The 13,833-nt window shown below is 53.4% G+C and carries 13 protein-coding genes; 11 read left to right on the top strand and 2 right to left on the bottom strand.

Annotated elements, in window-relative coordinates; translation table 11 throughout:
* The first annotated feature begins 11 nt into the window (after positions 1-11).
* A complete protein-coding gene (locus AC2IBB_RS22035; protein ID WP_486328889.1) occupies positions 12-1,421 on the top strand; it encodes a mannose-1-phosphate guanylyltransferase/mannose-6-phosphate isomerase in 1,410 nt (469 codons plus the stop codon).
* A gap of 60 nt (positions 1,422-1,481) precedes the next feature.
* Here the strand turns inward: AC2IBB_RS22035 and AC2IBB_RS22030 are convergent, their stop codons facing one another.
* On the bottom strand, positions 1,482-2,402 hold the full coding sequence (locus tag AC2IBB_RS22030) for a metal ABC transporter solute-binding protein, Zn/Mn family (protein ID WP_486328888.1): 921 nt from the start codon (positions 2,400-2,402) through the stop codon (positions 1,482-1,484).
* A 169-nt stretch (positions 2,403-2,571) separates the two neighbouring features.
* On the opposite strand from AC2IBB_RS22030, the gene AC2IBB_RS22025 reads away from it, so the two are divergent.
* The 10 genes from AC2IBB_RS22025 to phaC all read left to right on the top strand — a co-directional run bounded on the left by AC2IBB_RS22025 (position 2,572) and on the right by phaC (position 12,882).
* A complete protein-coding gene (locus tag AC2IBB_RS22025) occupies positions 2,572-2,922 on the top strand; it encodes a PilZ domain-containing protein (RefSeq protein WP_011396293.1) in 351 nt (116 codons plus the stop codon).
* A gap of 87 nt (positions 2,923-3,009) precedes the next feature.
* Complete coding sequence (locus AC2IBB_RS22020; protein ID WP_486328887.1) at positions 3,010-3,807, top strand: TatD family hydrolase; 798 nt, start codon at positions 3,010-3,012, stop codon at positions 3,805-3,807.
* 8 nt (positions 3,808-3,815) lie between these two features.
* Positions 3,816-4,661 carry an alpha/beta hydrolase gene (locus tag AC2IBB_RS22015; protein ID WP_486328886.1) on the top strand — a complete coding sequence of 282 codons (846 nt, stop codon included), beginning with the start codon at positions 3,816-3,818 and terminating at the stop codon, positions 4,659-4,661.
* A 28-nt stretch (positions 4,662-4,689) separates the two neighbouring features.
* The gene (locus AC2IBB_RS22010; RefSeq protein ID WP_486328885.1) at positions 4,690-5,592 is read left to right on the top strand and encodes a DUF4892 domain-containing protein; all 903 of its coding nucleotides are present in this window, start codon (positions 4,690-4,692) and stop codon (positions 5,590-5,592) included.
* A 34-nt stretch (positions 5,593-5,626) separates the two neighbouring features.
* The gene (locus AC2IBB_RS22005) at positions 5,627-6,676 is read left to right on the top strand and encodes a patatin-like phospholipase family protein (RefSeq protein ID WP_486328884.1); all 1,050 of its coding nucleotides are present in this window, start codon (positions 5,627-5,629) and stop codon (positions 6,674-6,676) included.
* A 53-nt stretch (positions 6,677-6,729) separates the two neighbouring features.
* Positions 6,730-7,635: a 50S ribosomal protein L3 N(5)-glutamine methyltransferase gene (gene prmB / locus AC2IBB_RS22000; protein WP_486328883.1), complete on the top strand. Its 906-nt coding sequence runs from the start codon at positions 6,730-6,732 to the stop codon at positions 7,633-7,635.
* 48 nt (positions 7,636-7,683) lie between these two features.
* Positions 7,684-8,799 (top strand): chorismate synthase, encoded by a 1,116-nt coding sequence (gene aroC / locus AC2IBB_RS21995; protein ID WP_486328882.1) that lies wholly within the window; start codon positions 7,684-7,686, stop codon positions 8,797-8,799.
* 235 nt (positions 8,800-9,034) lie between these two features.
* Complete coding sequence (locus AC2IBB_RS21990; RefSeq protein ID WP_486328881.1) at positions 9,035-10,189, top strand: MFS transporter; 1,155 nt, start codon at positions 9,035-9,037, stop codon at positions 10,187-10,189.
* A gap of 427 nt (positions 10,190-10,616) precedes the next feature.
* On the top strand, positions 10,617-10,937 hold the full coding sequence (locus tag AC2IBB_RS21985) for a phasin family protein (RefSeq protein ID WP_486328880.1): 321 nt from the start codon (positions 10,617-10,619) through the stop codon (positions 10,935-10,937).
* Between the two features lie 133 nt (positions 10,938-11,070).
* Positions 11,071-12,882: a class I poly(R)-hydroxyalkanoic acid synthase gene (phaC, locus tag AC2IBB_RS21980; protein ID WP_486328879.1), complete on the top strand. Its 1,812-nt coding sequence runs from the start codon at positions 11,071-11,073 to the stop codon at positions 12,880-12,882.
* Here the strand turns inward: phaC and AC2IBB_RS21975 are convergent.
* Positions 12,879-13,760 (bottom strand): LysR family transcriptional regulator, encoded by an 882-nt coding sequence (locus tag AC2IBB_RS21975; RefSeq protein WP_486328878.1) that lies wholly within the window; start codon positions 13,758-13,760, stop codon positions 12,879-12,881. The genes phaC and AC2IBB_RS21975 overlap by 4 nt on opposite strands.
* Positions 13,761-13,833 lie beyond the last annotated feature (73 nt).

Genomic DNA, 13,833 nt, shown 5'->3' with positions numbered 1-13,833 from the left:
GGAGCAATGCATTGTTGTTCTCAATCATTCTCTGCGGCGGCTCCGGCACGCGCCTTTGGCCATTATCCAGAGAAACCTATCCTAAGCAGTTTTTAAGTTTGGCGGCTGATGGCAGTCTGCTTGCTGAGACAATCGCTAGAGTGGCGGCGGTTGATAGTGGCGCTCATTTAAGCGTGGTCTCCAACGAAGATCACCGTTTCCTGGTGGCGGCTACATTGCAGATGCAGTGCCCGTCTTCAAAGAAAAATATTATTCTTGAGCCTTGTGCTCGCAATACCGCTCCAGCGATTGCTCTGGCCGCGCTGGATGCGGTAGCGTCAGACGCTGAGGCGGTTTTATTGGTGTTGCCGGCGGATCATGTCATTCGCAATGTACAGGCATTCGCTGAAGCTGTGAGGACTGGTGAACAGGCGGCGGCGCAAGGGAAGTTGGTGACTTTTGGCATTGTGCCGGACGCTCCTCATACGGGCTACGGATACATCAAGGCGAATGTTGGCGATAAAGAGTGGGCGCCAGTAGAGCAGTTTGTTGAAAAGCCGGATCTTGATACAGCTAAGAGCTATGTGGACTCTGGAAGCTATTTCTGGAACAGCGGCATGTTCATGTTTCGCGCCGATCGTTACCTGGAAGAGCTGAAGCAGTTCCGCGCAGATATCTATGAGGCTTGTGTAAGTGCTTATGCCGGCAAGGCTTCTGACCTGGACTTTGTGCGCGTGGATAAGCAGGCGTTCTCCGACTGCCCAGATGATTCCATTGATTATGCGGTGATGGAAAAGACTTCTGATGCGGTGGTCATTCCTCTTGATGCAGGGTGGAGTGATGTGGGTTCCTGGTCTACTTTGTGGGAAATTCAGGAAAAAGATGAAGCTGGCAATGTTTGTCGCGGTGATGTGATCACCGAAGATGTCGAAGGCTCTTATATTCATTCCGAGGGGCGTTTGATCGCCGCCATCGGTTTGAAAAATCATGTGATTGTCGAGACGGATGATGTTGTATTGGTGGCGGACAAGGAGCGTGTCCAGGATGTTAAAAAGCTGGTGGCGCAAGTCAGGCGGCAGAACCGTGCGGAGCATCGCTTTCATAAGAAAGTGCACCGTCCATGGGGGACTTATGAAGGCATCGCGATCTCCGACCGCTTTCAGGTGAAACGTATTGTTGTGAACCCAGGGGGCAGGCTTTCCCTGCAAAAGCACCATCATCGCGCGGAGCATTGGGTTGTGGTGAAAGGAACGGCAAGCGTTACCCGTGGAGAGGAAGTGATGCTGCTGAGCGAAGACCAGTCCACGTACATTCCGCTGGGCGTGGTGCATCGTTTGGAAAACCCAGGCGTGATACCGCTTGAATTGATCGAAGTGCAGACGGGTAGTTATCTTGGTGAAGACGACATCGTGCGCTTTGAGGATACTTACGGGCGCTCTTAAATTGGCGCTGAAGCGCACCCGGGGAGGGTGCGCTTTTCCAATTCCGATAGCCGCTGCGCGTTATCGGCTGCTTAGACACTCCAGAACTCTTTTCACCATTCCCCGATAATAGTCTGAATAGGTAACGTATTCGCTTCCCATGGGGTCAACTTCGGTAATCGCCAGATTGGGGATTGTGAAAAAGCGGTCAATTGCGGCTGCGCGATACTGTGGCTCAACTACGATGCAGGCCTGCAAAGAGATCGCTTTGGACTTGATGTCTGAAAGATGGCGAGCGCCCGGAGATGCTTCCGGTTGTAGTGCGACGACGTCCACAATATGCAAATTTAGCTCATTAGCAAAGTAGCTGAATCCGCTGTGATAAGTGAGCAGGTTTTTGTTGTTCAGCTGTTGCGCAGACAATTGCGACTCTTCTGTTAATTGCCGCATTTGCGTTTGATATTTTCTTGCCATTGCCCGGTAATCGGCGCTAATGGGATCTATTCGGGAAAGCGTTTCCGCCATGCTGATAGCGATAGCGCCGGACACTTCCGCGCTTAACCAGATATGTGGGTCATGCGCCTCGTCGTGATGGTGGTGATGAGAGCCACTGTGTTCGGTTGACGGATTGAACGCCAATAGTAAAGCGTCCTGATTGTTTTCCAGATAATTGAGAGCGCTCACTTTCTCCAGGCTTGTATATTTCTCCAGTATCTTTGGTAGGAAGCGCTCCAGTTCCGGGCCTACCCATAGAAACACGTCTGCGGCATGCAAGCGGCGTGCGTCGCTGGGCTTAAGTTGATACATGTGAGGGCTGGCCATGGGTGGAAGTAAATAGTCCACATGCACCGCGTCGCCAAATGCTTCGTTGACGATGAGACTTAAAGGTTTAATAGATGTAAGCACTTTGATTTTATCCCCGGCCTGGGCGGGCATTGAGGACAGGCAAAGTACAAGCAAGACTTTGGATAATTGTGACAGCGTGCGAATGATTGACTGCATGGTTTTCTGGGTAATGCGGCGTTTCGCCTTGAGGGTTTTCGGAAAGGTTATAACATAACATTATACAAATAACCCGGGGCATTTGATAGCTATTGCGCTAAACTCTGCGCGAGTTTGATTAAATTGGTATATGCTTGTCTTAGAACGAAAATCAAGGGAATAGAATACTATGCCTCCAAAATTTGGTGCTCGCAGTGGCATATTGACGTTAACCATAAAAGACAAAGCAGTGCTATATGCTGCTTACATGCCTTTTGTTCGTAATGGCGGACTGTTTATTCCTACCTCCAAGAACTACCAATTGGGCGATGAGGTCTTTCTGTTGTTGAACTTGATGGATGAGCCGGAAAAGATTCCGGTGGCGGGTAAAGTGGTTTGGGTGACGCCAAAAGGCGCTCAAGGTAACCGCGCAGCCGGCATCGGCGTACAGTTTAACAGCGATGACGAGACGGCTAAGAACAAGATCGAGACCTATCTGGCCGGAGCGTTGAACTCCGATCGTCCTACGCATACTATGTGATTGCGCGCCGTTCAGGTCATGCAGGAGGTCGGCTGATTCGGCCTCATGCCCTGAGTCCATTCTTTTTTCTACAGACCACACTTAAAGATGTTGATAGATTCCCATTGTCATTTGGATCGTATTGATCTGTCCCAGGCCGACGGCGATTTAACCGTCGCTTTGAACCAGGCGCGAGCGCGTGGCGTATCCGGTTTCCTCTGCGTCGATATCGACCTGGATAACTTCGATGATGTCTACCGTATCGCACAAACCTACGATGACGTTTGGTGCTCCGCGGGCGTGCATCCATTAGCAAAAATGGACGCGGCGGATTTGAGTCCTGATCACCTTACGCAGTTGGTGATGTCTGGAGACAAGGTGGTCGCTGTGGGCGAGTGTGGATTGGATTACTACTATGATCAGGACAGCAAAGCCAACCAGCAGGAAATGTTTGAAAAGCAATTGAGTGTAGCGTGCGACGTCGGCAAACCAGTCATCGTGCACACCCGCGAGGCGCGGGAAGATACGCTTAACCTATTGAGAAAGTACTCGACGAAGGGACTACAGGGCGTATTGCACTGCTTCACGGAAAGCTGGGATATGGCGAAAGCGGCGTTGGACCTGGACTTTTATATTTCCTTCTCCGGCATTATCACTTTTCGCAATGCGGAAGAGCTGCGCGCTGTAGTTAAGCAGACGCCGATAGAGCGCTTGCTGGTGGAGACTGACTCCCCTTATCTGGCGCCTGTTCCTTATCGAGGCAAAAGCAATCAACCGCAGTGGGTGGTAGAAGTCGCTCAATGTGTGGCGGATTTGAAGGGGTTGTCTTTGGACAAAACGGCGCAGGCCACTACCGCTAATTTTCATCGTCTGTTCAAAACGCAACCGAGTCTGGAGAGTAGCTGAACCAGATTATGGATGAACTTACCCTGCAGCTTCCTCACCTTAAGTTGGCGGCGTTACGCTGGGGGGAAGGGCGGCCGAATAAAATTCTGGCGCTGCATGGATGGTTGGATAACGCTGCGTCATTTTCTTTTCTTGGGCCTCGTCTGGCGGCCGCCGGATATGAGGTCATCGCTGTGGACTTACCTGGTCACGGCTACAGTCAGCACCGCCCCTTCGGGGTGAGTTACCATCTATTGGATTACCTCCATGACGTTGATCAGGCTCTGCTTGCTCTAGGGTGGAATCGACCGATTCTGTTGGGGCATTCGTTGGGTGCTGTGATCAGTTCGTTGTACGCGGCGGCGGCCCAGGATCGTATCGCCAGACTGATCCTGATCGAAGCGCTGGGGCCTGTCGCCGCAACCCCAGACGAGGTTCCCGTCAACCTAAGTAAAGCCTTGGCTAAAACCCGCACCAAATCAGGTCAGAAAAAGGTCTATTATACCATTGAGAAGTTGGTGGAGGATCGGCGGCGCGGCTTCGGCGGGCTGTCTGCGGAGGCTTCTCGCATATTGGTGGAGCGTAATATTCAGCCGGTGAAAGACGGCTGGGTATGGCGTACGGATGCGCGCTTGCGCTGGCCTTCCTATTTGCGTTTCAGTGAAGAGCAGGTGAAAGCCTATATTCGCTCAATCTCAACGCCGACCTTGTTGGTAGCGGGAGAGAGCGGTTTCGTTTCACTTGATCCTGACAAAAACTCTCGGGTTGAGGCGCTGGCGGCGGCGAGAAAAGAAACTCTTCGTGGCGGTCACCACCTGCATATGGATGGAGATGTCGACGGTCTCGCAAAAATTATCGATGAGTTTTTGCGTTGATCCACGGCACACAGAATACGGATAAGTAATGAAGAAAAAAGTTAGTTTGCGTGTATTGCGTGTATGGATTGTATTGTTGGCGGCCTACAGCCAAATAGCGATGGGGGCTAGTGGAATTCAATTGGATGATCTGCTGCCTCGGTTTCCTTTGGCGCAAGTGGTTGGCGATCAGGATGGGAATGCGCCGGAATATCGTTTGGCGACAGGCCCGCTCGCTTCCCTCGGTAGCTTGGCGAGACCGGAAAGGGAAGAACGTGTCAGCGGTCAGCTAATGCGGAGGTCATACGAGATTCCCCAAGTGCATGAACCCCGTGAAGTCATGCAGCACTACCTCAAAGAAATGCAGCGTCTGGGCGCGAATATCCTGTATCGCTGTGAAGGCCGTGATTGTGGGCGCAGCAACGATTGGGCGAATGTGATATTCAAACGCTCTTTTCTGTACGGACTGGATGACTATCAGCAATATCTCGCAGCAACGTTTCAGTCTCAGGACGCGGCTTATGCCGTGGCGGTTTACACGGTGCGCCGCGCTAATCAGCGCGTGTTTGCGCATGTTGAGTTGATCGAATTAAACGACGCCAAACTTGCTCCGCAGGCGCGAAAGCGGGGCCTGATCGCCATTGATGAATCTGAGTTGGGAGGATTCAGTTCGCTCAACGATAAACTAGGCTCCTGGCTGAACAAGATCAGAGCGAAGCCTTCGGGTTTCCAGGTCTTTATTGCTTCCTACAGTCATTCATCAAAACGTACGGATATTGAAAATTACGAACATGCCGCCGATCTTGCCCGCAGGTTTAGGGTCTATCTAACGCAACAAGCGATACCTTCCGGCGCAATTCGTTTGATAGTGATCGGTCCATTTGCGGATGAGGAGGATTTCACGGAGAGCGCAAGCTATATCGAGATACATACGGTTGAAACTGGCGACTAAGCGCCTTTTTATGATTGGGAGTGAATGACTGGCTATGGCGGAGAACAAAACGGTAGCGTTGGTGTTAGGAAGCGGCGGCGCCCGAGGCTATGCGCATGTTGGCGTCATCGAGGTATTGCTGGAGCGAGGTTATGACATTATCGCTCTGTCAGGGTGCTCAATGGGCGCGCTGGTTGGTGGGATATACGCCGCGGGCAAATTGAGAGAATTCAAGGACTGGGCTACCGGGCTTGACCAGTTTGATGTGCTGCGTTTACTGGATATTTCACTATCCTCGCCCGGCGCAATCCGTGGAGAAAAAGTTTTTTCCGTCGTGCGGGAATTGATAGGTGATATTCGTATAGAGGACCTGCCTATCGCCTACACGGCCGTGGCCACAGATCTACTGCACCAAAAAGAAGTGTGGTTTCAGGAAGGGCCGCTGCATCAGGCGATCAGGGCGTCCGTCGCCATTCCCAGTCTGCTGACGCCGGAAATCATTAAAGATCGCGTGTTGGTGGATGGCGGTCTGTTGAATCCCTTGCCGATTATCCCCACCATTTCCGCTCACGCTGACTATATTATTGCGGTCAATCTCAGCTATTACGATTATCAGGTTGAGAAAAAGTTATATGAGAAAACCGAGATCAAACAGGATCGCCGTTTTGAGGAGTGGGTAGCTGGCGTATGGGAAAAGGCTTCTCAATTCTTTGACCGCGATGAGGAGGAGCTGGATGGCGTCGAGGCGTCGCCTCCCAAGGCGCCAACCATAGGTGAGCCGACTCCGGAAAGCGCTGGCGGTGCGGAAGTGGTAAGCGCTGACGAGGCGGAACAAACCCGCCAAACCATGCAAACCCGCCTCAGCCTGGGTAAGTTCGACATTATGAACCTGTCTTTCGAGGCGATGCAGAGCTCGTTGACGCAGTACAAACTGGCGGGGTATCCGCCGGACATTCTGATCAACATTCCAAAGGGCGTATGCCGCACATTTGAATACCATAAAGCCCCGGAATTGATTCAACTGGGTCGGGATATCGCCCAACGCACTCTGGATAAACTCGCCAAAGAGGGCAAATTAGAAGGGAATGGCGTTGAATCCGGTTAGTCGCGGCCGCCAAGCGTGGCTATAATAGGGCTCCATTTTTTCTGAGGTGTGCTGTGTTCGAACCAGAGTCTTTTCTGCAATTGCAGACAATTCGTGATTTCATTCGTTATGCCTGGTCTCGTTTTAATCAGGAAGAGCTTTTCTTTGGGCACGGTACGGACAACGCCTGGGACGAGGCGGTGCATCTGGTGTTGGGCTCTTTGCATCTGCCTTGGGACCTAGACGCCAATATGCTTGATGCGCGTCTTGTCGATCACGAGAAGCTGGTTTTGGCCGAGGCCATCGGCAAGCGCGTGCTGCAGCGCATTCCTACGCCATATATTCTGGGTGAAGCCTGGTTTATGGGGCTGCCATTTCATATCACTCAGGACGTTCTGATTCCTCGCTCTCCCATCGCGGAGCTGCTGGAGAACGAGTTGCAACCCTGGCTTGAGCAACCTCCATTACGTATTCTGGATTTATGCTGCGGCAGCGGCTGCATTGGCATTGCTGCGGCGCATGTCTTCCCGGATGCAGAAGTCGTATTGGCGGATATCTCTCCGCTGGCGCTGGAAGTGGTGCGCAGAAATGTGGCCCGGCATCACTTGGGGGATCGCTGCAGGGTAGTGGAGACGGACATGTTCGACGCGCTGCATGGCGAATTCGATGTGATCCTCACTAACCCCCCATACGTCGACAAGCCGGATATGGACAGCCTGCCGCCGGAATATCTGCATGAGCCTGAGTTGGGGCTGGCTTCTGGAGCAGACGGTCTGGACGCTGCGCGTATTATTCTTGCCCGCGCGGCGGACTTCTTGAGCGATGGCGGGTTCATGGTGTGTGAGGTTGGCAATAGTATGGAAGCGCTGCAAAATTCCTATCCGGAGATCATGTTCATCTTCCCTGAATTTGAGAAAGGCGGAGATGGTGTCTTCGTTATGACTAAAGATGATTTGCTCGGCTGTCGCGAACTGTTATAGGCGATAGTCGTCGATTAAGTTTTAAATTGCAAAAAGTGATATACCCCTATGTCTGGAAATACATTTGGAAAGTTGTTCACGGTCACGACCTTTGGTGAAAGCCACGGCCCGGCGCTGGGCTGTATCGTTGACGGCTGCCCCCCAGGATTGCCGTTGACCGAAGAAGACCTGCAGGTGGATCTGGACCGCCGTAAGCCGGGAACCTCCCGTCATACGACGCAGCGCAGAGAGCCGGATCAGGTGAGGATTCTGTCGGGCGTATTTGAGGGAAAAACCACCGGTACGCCGATTGGTCTGTTAATCGAAAATACTGACCAGAAATCCAAAGACTATTCCAACATCAAAGACCAGTTCCGTCCGGCGCATGCGGATTACGCCTACTGGCACAAGTATGGCGTGCGCGACTATCGCGGCGGCGGTCGCAGCTCCGCTCGCGAGACCGCCATGCGGGTGGCCGCCGGGGCCATCGCCAAGAAGTTCTTGCAGACTGTCTATGGCGTCCGCATTCGCGGATATTTGTCTCAACTGGGACCGATCAAAGTCGAGAAAGTGGACTGGTCTATCGTCAACGACAACCCTTTCTTTTGTCCGGATGCGGATAAGATTCCGGAAATGGAAAAGTACATGGACGCCTTGCGCAAAGAGGGCGATTCCATCGGCGCTAAAATCACCGTGGTCGCCGAAGGCGTTCCTCCCGGTTTGGGAGAGCCGATTTTTGATCGTCTGGATGCGGATCTGGCGCATGCTCTGATGAGCATCAATGCGGTTAAGGGCGTAGAGATAGGGGCCGGGTTTGACGTGGTCGAGCAGAAAGGCACGGAGCATCGCGATGAGATGACGCCGGAAGGCTTTCTGAGCAACAACGCAGGCGGCGTGTTAGGCGGCATCTCCAGCGGCCAGGACGTAATCGCTCACATGGCGCTCAAGCCGACCTCCAGTCTGCGTCTGCCGGGCCAGTCCATTGATGTGAATGGCGATCCTGTAGAGGTGATCACCACTGGGCGTCACGATCCCTGTGTGGGTATTCGCGCCACGCCGATTGCGGAAGCCATGATGGCTATGGTGCTGATGGATCACTTGCTGCGTCATCGCGGCCAGAACGCGGACGTTAAAGTGGGCACGCCTGATATCGCCGCCATTGCGCGGACGAAGGCGCAAGACTAAGCGACGCGCTGTCGTCGATATCCAGATACAGGCAAGGCGCATGAGGCGGTAGTTCCTGCAGGGAAGTCAGGAGCCGCTAACGCCTCAGCGCCTAATTGCTCCCGGAATGTCGGGGCCTGTGCGCCCCGGTCAGCCTTGATGAAAGGGTGACGCCTTAGGTTGAAAGTATTGACGCGGCTTCTCATTGCAGAGGCTGCGTCTTGTCATCAGTTGTAACCTGACAAACGGATATCTCGTGACCAGAGAGCCCATATGGAAGCTCGCGGGCTTCTACTTTTTCTACTTCGCCCTGGTGGGCGGCATCTCGCCTTACTTCCCGGTTTATCTAGAGCATGTTGGCTTCGATGCGCTGGAGGTCGGGCAGCTCATGTCCATCCTTATGCTGACCCGGATTCTGGCTCCCAACCTGTGGGGATGGATTGCAGACGCCACCGGCAAACGGCTTTTGATGATCCGTATGGGCAGCGCCTGCGCCACCCTCTTTTTCGCTGGGCTGTTGATGATTCAGGGCTTCTGGTGGCATGCGGCGCTGATGACGCTGTTCAGTTGTTTCTGGAACGCAGTACTGCCTCAATTTGAGGTGGTTACGCTGCATAACCTGGGCGACGAAAGGGCGCGTTACAGCTCTGTGCGTCTCTGGGGCTCCATTGGTTTTGTCGTCTCCGTCACCAGCTTCGGCGCTCTGTTCAATCTGTACTCCGTGGCATTGTTGCCCTGGTTGTTATTGGCGCTATTGGTGGGTATTTTCCTCAGCGCCTGTATTATTCGCGGCGATACCGGCAAGGTGGAGTCGGCGGGTTTTGCTGGCTTTTTGGGACTGTTGCGGAACCGCTCGATTCTTTTGTTTTTCTTTATCGCCTGTCTTGGGCAGATTTCTTTCGGGCCGTTTTATACCTTCTTCAGCATTTATCTGAAGTCGCTGGGTTACGACATGACCATGATTGGCCTGCTCTGGAGCGTTGGCGTGGTGGCGGAGATTCTTTTGTTCTCCGCGATGCATCGACTGCTGGGTCGCTATTCGCTGTATGTTATCGTGGTCAGTTGTCTGTTACTGACGGCGCTACGCTGGTCCGGGGTGGCGTTACTGGCGGATTATTGGTGGGTGCTGGTGTTGACTCAAGCGTTGCATGCAGCCAGTTTTGGTGGACTGCACGCTGCTGCGATTGAGTTTGTCCATCGCGCCTTTCCCAAAGAGTACGCAGGGCAGGGGCAGGCGATGTACAGCGCGGTCAGCTTTGGCGTTGGCGGGGCGATTGGCGCCAATGTCAGCGGGGCAATCTACGACACTCAGGGCGCCCCCTTTACCTTTCTCGCCGCTGCGGGCGTTTGTCTTCTTTCTGCAATCATTTTGATACTTAAACGCCGTAATCTTGGTTCGTTATGGGACTGACCTGCTGCTGCGTTGCGCAGTCTGGGCTGGCCTTCCTCTGAAGTGACGCCAAGGCCGCCGCCAATTATCTCCGATGCGCTGTTGGCTGGCGGATAGTCGTATTGCAGGGGGCGGGAGGATGTTTCTACTATTTTTATCAGCCTGACGGAATGGCGTTGAGACGGGCTCGCGATTAGCCGTGAGCCTTGACTTGCATCAACGGCGCTGACAGGTCGCCGCTCTACACTGGGCTAACGGCTGTAAGCAGTCGCCCTGGAATAGAGCGCAATTTTTTGCTGTGAAGTTTCAGATATGGCAATAAAATACTTCTTCCCCGCAGGGAGTTTGTTGTCGCCGGGACAGGGTAGTTACGTTCAAACCAATCAGGAATATTTGGGTGATTACTATGCAATCATACTTCGGGAACTTTGCTGACCAAGCAAAACACATGTATGAACCAGTTGGGAAAATCGGTTCCTTAGTTGTGTCCAACCTGGAAAAAGTAGCTGAGTTTCAGATGGATGCCGCCAAGTCCTACGCAGACTTGACCATGAAACAGTGGAAGGATATCGCAGACATCAAGGATGTGGAGACTCTGAAAAACTTCGCCGCCGGGCAGGCGGAACTCGCCAGTGAAATCAGCAAGAAGTGGGTTGAAGATATGAAAGTGCTGGGCGACATGGGCATTGAGTTCAAAGACGAAGTTGAAAAAATTCTCGCCACCTCACGCAACGGCGCTGATAAACCGACCGGTAAAGCTGGCGTTTAGTAGCGTTCATAGACTTTCCACGATAAACGCCTGTCCTGCAGGCGTTTTTTCATGAGTCTGGCCGGTTCGCGCCCGGAGTTGTCAGGTTCCGGCCGACTCCTTAAGTCATTTCGACCAGGGGGAAATGGGAATAATGAGCGACGATAAGGGAAGCGTGGCCGGTAGAGCGCTACGCAGGGTTTTTCACGCGGTTAATACCTCCTCGGAAAATTACAGAAACTCTCTGCAGGATTTCTTAAATAAGAACTGGGACGTCAACGACGCTCAAGTGTCGGCTCTGATGGACATGCTCGGCTCATACAGGGATATCGCCGAGCAATTGGCGTTGCATCCGGCGCGTCTCGCCGGCAAAGAATTTGAGCTGGCGAAAGGGCATGTATCCCTGTTGGGCGGCAGCCTGAAACGCCTTATTGGCAAAAAGTCAGATCCAGTGGCCATTCCGGAAGACGGCGATCGCCGCTTTACTGACCCGGAATGGAATGACAACGTTCTCTTCGATTACCTCAAACAAGCCTATCTGTTGAACTCCAAGGCGGTGCTGGATCTGGTGGATACGCTGGAAGATTCCGGCAATCACACCCACGATCAGTTTATGTTCTACACCCGTCAGCTGGTCAATGCGCTGGCGCCGACCAACTTCTTTCTCACCAATCCCGAAGTGCTGCGGAAAACGCTGTCCAGCGGCGGCGGAAATTTACTGGAGGGCATGAAGAACTTTTGGGAGGACTACAAGAAGAATCCCAATCTGCTCAATATCTCCATGACGGACTTTTCCGCCTTCGAAGTGGGGCGTAACGTCGCCACCACGCCGGGCAAGGTGGTGTATCAGAATGACTTGATGCAGCTGATACAGTACACGCCTACCACAGAGCAGGTTTATAAGACGCCGCTGCTGATTATTCCGCCCTGGATCAACAAGTACTACATTCTGGATCTGAAAGAGAAAAACTCGTTGATCAAGTGGATTGTGGATCAGGGGCACACTGTGTTTGTGGTGTCCTGGGTTAACCCGGGGCCGGCTCTGCGGGACAAAACGTTTGAGAGCTATATGGTGGAAGGCGCGCTGGCCGCCATGGATGCGGTGGAGAAAGCCACAGGCGAGAAGGAGATGAACGCCATTGGTTATTGCGTCGGCGGTACATTGCTCGGCTGTACCCTGGCGTATCTGGCGGCGAAGAAGCAGACCAAGCGCATCAAGTCGGCGACTTATCTGACGACGCTGCTGGACTTCACTGACCCTGGTGGCATTGGCGTGTTCATCAATAAGCACGCGATCAGCGGCATAGAAAAGCAACTGGATAAAGCCGGCTATTATGACGGTCGCGCCATGGCCTTCAGCTTCAACATGCTGCGGGAGAACGATCTGTTCTGGTCTTTCTTCGTCAATAACTATCTGAAGGGGGAAAAACCGGCGGCTTTTGATTTGCTCTATTGGAACTCCGACAGCACTAACTTGCCGGCGGCCATGCACAGCTACTATCTGCGCAATATGTACCTGGAGAACAAGTTGATGGAGCCGGGGGGGATTTCTCTGATGAATACTCCCATTGACCTGCGCAAGATCAAAACGCCTGCCTTTTTCCTCTCCACCATTCAGGACCATATCGCCAAGTGGAAGACCACCTACGGCGGCGCCCGCGTTCACTCCGGTCCCACGCAGTTTGTATTATCCGGCTCCGGGCATATCGCCGGCGTGGTGAATCCCCCGAGTGCGGAGAAGTACGGTTTTTGGACTGGAGACCAGCTACCCGACGACCCGGATGACTGGTTCGCCATGGCGGAAAAACACAAAGGCTCCTGGTGGCCCCATTGGAGCGAATGGATACAACCCTTTACTGGAGAAAAAGTAGCCCCTCGGGTTCCGGGAGACCGGGAACTGGCTGTGATTGAAGACGCTCCTGGGACATACGTGAAGCAGCGCATTGCCGATGTCATCGGACATTAAGAGGCGGCTTCCAGCTTTTCTCCCTGGAGTTGTCGAAGAAAGGCTTCCGCGACCTTGCTCAGGGTGCGTCGGGAGTCATAAATGACGCCGAGCTTGCGATTGAGATTCGTCTCCAGCGCCAGCTCGGCGACGCTGTCGTCGAGCATGGAGTCCGGCAGTACGCCCCAGCCCAGTCCCACTGACACCATCATCTTGATCGTCTCTAAGTAGTTAGTAGGCATGGACGTCGCCAGCGGCAAAGACTGTCCGGCGAACAGCGACGAAATCAACTGAAACGTCACGGTATGCGGCGCTGGCAGCAGCGCGCGATACTCCGCCAGATCGGACAGTTGTAAGTCAGTGTGGTGAGTGAGAGGGTGATCCGGCTCCGCCACGAAAACCAGGCGATCCAGCCAAAGCTCATGGGCGGTGAAGGGCGCTTTTACCTGCTCTGGAAGCGTGACCAGGGCTAATTGCACTGATCCAGCCAGCAGCGCATGTTCGGCGTCTTCTGAGGCTAAAAACTGTAGATCGAATTCCGCTTCCGGATGCGCACGGGAAAAGCGTCTGATTTCCTTTGGCAACCTGTGCAGGCCGATATGATGGCTGGTGGCGAGGTGCACTACCCCGGCGACGCTGCTGTGCAGATTGAGGATTTCCGCCTGGGTGTTGTCGACCTCGCGCAGTATCGTTGCGGCGCGCTGGCGTAGCAGTTTGCCGGCGTCGGTCAATACCGCCTTGCGCGGCAGACGTTCGATCAATGGCGTGGCGAAATGCTGCTCCAGATTGGCCAGACGCTTTGATACCGCAGGCTGGGTGACATGCAGTAGTTCCGCTGCCTGCGAGAATGAGCCCGTATCTGCGATAGCCATGAAGGTCTTCAGATCGAGTAAATCCATGCTATTCCGTTTGGTTATGGAAAATATGAAAAATATGAATTGGATTTATTCTAACCTGAATACTAGCATTGCC

It is taken from the genome of Hahella sp. NS-SX17 (assembly GCF_057367735.1).
This window is presented reverse-complemented; position numbering and strand designations above follow the sequence as displayed.

Coding starts and splice junctions, on each gene's coding strand:
- phaC (WP_486328879.1), top strand. CDS start 11,071: ATGAGCGACGATAAGGGAAGCGTGGCCGGTAGAGCGCTACGCAGGGTT.
- AC2IBB_RS22020 (WP_486328887.1), top strand. CDS start 3,010: ATGTTGATAGATTCCCATTGTCATTTGGATCGTATTGATCTGTCCCAG.
- AC2IBB_RS21985 (WP_486328880.1), top strand. CDS start 10,617: ATGTATGAACCAGTTGGGAAAATCGGTTCCTTAGTTGTGTCCAACCTG.
- AC2IBB_RS22030 (WP_486328888.1), bottom strand. CDS start 2,402: ATGCAGTCAATCATTCGCACGCTGTCACAATTATCCAAAGTCTTGCTT.
- AC2IBB_RS22025 (WP_011396293.1), top strand. CDS start 2,572: ATGCCTCCAAAATTTGGTGCTCGCAGTGGCATATTGACGTTAACCATA.
- aroC (WP_486328882.1), top strand. CDS start 7,684: ATGTCTGGAAATACATTTGGAAAGTTGTTCACGGTCACGACCTTTGGT.
- AC2IBB_RS22005 (WP_486328884.1), top strand. CDS start 5,627: ATGGCGGAGAACAAAACGGTAGCGTTGGTGTTAGGAAGCGGCGGCGCC.
- AC2IBB_RS22010 (WP_486328885.1), top strand. CDS start 4,690: ATGAAGAAAAAAGTTAGTTTGCGTGTATTGCGTGTATGGATTGTATTG.
- AC2IBB_RS21975 (WP_486328878.1), bottom strand. CDS start 13,760: ATGGATTTACTCGATCTGAAGACCTTCATGGCTATCGCAGATACGGGC.
- AC2IBB_RS22015 (WP_486328886.1), top strand. CDS start 3,816: ATGGATGAACTTACCCTGCAGCTTCCTCACCTTAAGTTGGCGGCGTTA.